This is a genomic window from Candidatus Albibeggiatoa sp. nov. BB20, assembly GCA_016744725.1.
In the GTDB taxonomy this organism is placed as follows: Bacteria; Pseudomonadota; Gammaproteobacteria; order Beggiatoales; family Beggiatoaceae; genus Albibeggiatoa.
In genome coordinates this window covers 1-3,137 of the sequence record JADGDW010000266.1, presented here as the reverse complement: position 1 = coordinate 3,137, position 3,137 = coordinate 1, and the positions used below count along the sequence as shown (strand labels likewise).

Annotated in this window: 3 protein-coding genes; all 3 read right to left on the bottom strand. The window is 34.7% G+C overall.

Annotation, left to right across the window (positions count from 1 at the left end):
- A partial coding sequence (locus ABXH34_RS18355; RefSeq protein ID WP_353573339.1) for a hypothetical protein occupies positions 1 to 509 on the bottom strand: 509 nt, incomplete at its 3' end.
- A 491-nt stretch (positions 510 to 1,000) separates the two neighbouring features.
- Positions 1,001 to 2,146, bottom strand: a complete 1,146-nt coding sequence (locus ABXH34_RS18350) for a ParB N-terminal domain-containing protein (protein ID WP_353573338.1) — start codon at positions 2,144 to 2,146, stop codon at positions 1,001 to 1,003.
- A 5-nt stretch (positions 2,147 to 2,151) separates the two neighbouring features.
- Positions 2,152 to 3,137, bottom strand: a 986-nt coding sequence (locus tag ABXH34_RS18345) for a ParA family protein (protein WP_353573337.1), incomplete at its 5' end; no start/stop codon positions are given.

The following is a 3,137-nucleotide window of genomic DNA, read 5'->3' as shown; positions in this document are numbered from 1 at the left end:
GGTAGAGGTATGTCAATATAGCGGTTTTTATAAGTAATCAGTTGAGAAATAGCGACTGTTTGGGTTTTAATTGTGGTTTTCCAGTCCGCGAGCTTGGCTTGAAAATCCATATTGATTGAGCCACTGGCGATTTTAAATTGCTTGAGCAGCGCATTAAAAATTTGCGTATCAGGAGAATAACTGAAATCAAATTTACCCTTAGGTTTACCTAAATATTTATCTTGGATATTTAATTGACTATTAGCACAACTAATTGCTTTTATCGTGGATTTTAGTTGAGAGCAACTGACTTGTAAATTATAAAGTGGTTTTTTTAAGCTATCTAAATCAAATTGTTTTACTTTGACATCCAATATTGGTTTTTGACGTTGTAGTTTTGATAAATTTATATCTACTTTATTGGCTTTCCAGCCTTCAGCAGAAATACTACCAATATTTAATTTAATTGCCTCTAGTGCGTAACTTGATGGCATTAAAAAAATCAATATAATCAAGACTAACCATTGCATTATGCTAACCTTTCATGGGGTCAAGGGTTAAAAAACGCACCAAAGCTTTTATTTCTAAACTCGCAATATAAGCTAAAAAAGTCGGATAGTTTCATTTTTTGGCAATTTACTCTACATAAGAGATTTTTTGATAAATAAAAATGGGAAGTTCCAAACCATAACTTCCTATTAGCAAGCCACTTAGGGAATTACTGAAGTTAAGTAGCTAATATCAAAAGTTTAGCACAAATCTAACTCAATATATTTAAGTGATGGAATCATGGCGTTATCTCAAGACATTTATAATTTTTTCACAGTATAAAGTAGAGTGAATTTAACAGGCTATTTCTACTCTATAAATTTCTATCACCTTAAAATAACACCTCCTCATAATGATTTCACTATAATACTTAGCTCTTTGTAACAAATATCACGGGGTGCTAAGTATTTAATTCTTCAAAGAGGCAAACAGGGAAATTTGCCTCTCTATTTAAACAGTATTGCCAATCAACCTATTCCGTTAAAAGCGGTCTAATTTTCTCTAAATGCTTCTTATTAACAGCCTTGATATCAGATAACGCTTGATAAGGTCTATTGTCAATCAATTGGTTAATTTTATTATCATTTAAATTAGTTGCCCGTTTTACCTTAAAAAACAACTCAATTTTATCCATTTGATTCAACTTGCTTAAAAAAGCATCAGTCATTGTTGAACTTTCTTTTTGTACAGGTGGTGGCGCAGTTTGTTTATTTGACTGCGTTTCAACTGCCATAGGTTCTGAAATATCATCTTGTAAAGTTTGTAATTTTTCGATGGTTTTAGCTGCTACACCCTTAATCGAAGATAACGCCTTTTCTGATGCAAATGGTCTATTTTCCAAAATTGCTTTTGTGGGAGACTGTCTAATAGATAAGTCTTTGAGTTTTTCTGCTAACAGATTGGAAGGCAATTCATTGATTAATTTCAAATAAGCAGGAATGAGTTCAGGTGTTTCAGAAACAACATTTTCATTTACATGAGTTGGCTCAGAAACGATTTTTTCAATGGCTTCTTGTTTATTTTCAAATAATGGCGTTAGTGTTTCAAGTTTAGCATCTATTTGAACAGGCTCTTGCTGAACTATGTCTTCCACGTCTTCCACAGGTTTTTGTGGTTGATGCTCTTGTTGCGGTATTTCAACTGGCACATCTTGGATAGAAAGCTGACTTTCAATCGCTGTCAATCTATCCATAATAGGCTGCAAATGGGTTAATTTGTCCATAACAGGTTGTAAACAGGATTTAAGCAAGGTTTCTAAACCTCCAGATTCGGTGCTATTCACGGGTTTACTCACCTGATTATAATCAGAATTCCTGAAAACTTGAATTTGCTTTTCGATGGTCTCTTGCGTCTCTGTATTCACAATGTAAGCATCAATCGTCTCGCCACGAATAGGGTCTATCTCCCGCGCCCTCATTGCAGCATGATATTCAAAATCACCCTGAATCACCCGATAATGCTCAACACCCTCTCGAGATACAATAATAGGCGAAATAATCCCTTCTATATCAAGAATTAATCGTGCAGCAATATTCAACTTTTCCGCATCAAAATTTTGTTTGAGCGTATTGGAGCGAATATCTTTCACTAAAACGATAGCAGGAGATAATTTTGTCATATCATCTATCCTATTTTGTCGTAAATAACGTCAGCCAATTTATTAAATTCACCAGCTGATTTCGAGTGGGGTTTATAGTCAAAAATAGAGCGCGGATCAGTTAATTCAAGGTCGCCCACAGTAACAGTTTGTTCAACACATTTGGCTAAATCATCTAATTCATGAATCACACACTGTTCCAAAACATCCAGCGAATAACGTTCTTTAACGGCTGCAATACGGTTAGTTAAAGTACCTTGTGCAAACTTGGCATTCGCAGATACTTTGGTTGGTAACACGCCAATGATATTTAAAGGGGGTATATTAATCATCTCTTTGAAACCATTAATATCTTTAACAAAATTTTTGATATTGTTTAGACCTTCATTAGCAAAAGGCTTCAAATCAGAAGGAATAAGCAAATAGTCAGCAGTAATCAGCGCAATTCTCGCATATAAATTTAAAGAAGGCGGTGTATCAATTAACACAATATCGTAATCGTCTTTAACTTGTTTGAGCTTTTTCAATAAAATGCCACGACTAAAATCTAAACGATTCAACTCCATTTCATGCTCCATAAGATGGATATGGGCAGGAATCACATCGATTTTATAAGCTGTATAACGCGCAGGACGTGCAACTTCTTTGATTGGGAACGTATCTTGATGTTTTAAAAGGTGATAAATATAGTTATCTTTAACATCATCTTTTTCTTCATCACCAAAATTTAGCAAACCCGTTGCAAAAGTCGAATTTGCCTGACTGTCTAAGTCAATAATAAGAACGCGCTGCCCTTTTTTAGCAAATGCCGCTGCTAAATTAACCACGGTTGTTGTTTTCCCTACACCACCTTTATTATGGTAAACCGCAATTGATTTCATGCTTTTCTGCTCCGTTATCATAGTGATAGGTTTTGGATGCTGGGAAAGTAGTGCTTCTTTGCCAATCCATTTGGAAATTTCGGGGATTTTTTGTTCAATATCGAGCGTAAAGCTGCTAAACACTAAAATAA

Excerpts from the sequence above, each read along its gene's own strand:
- ABXH34_RS18350 (WP_353573338.1), bottom strand. The coding sequence starts at position 2,146 with ATGACAAAATTATCTCCTGCTATCGTTTTAGTGAAAGATATTCGCTCC.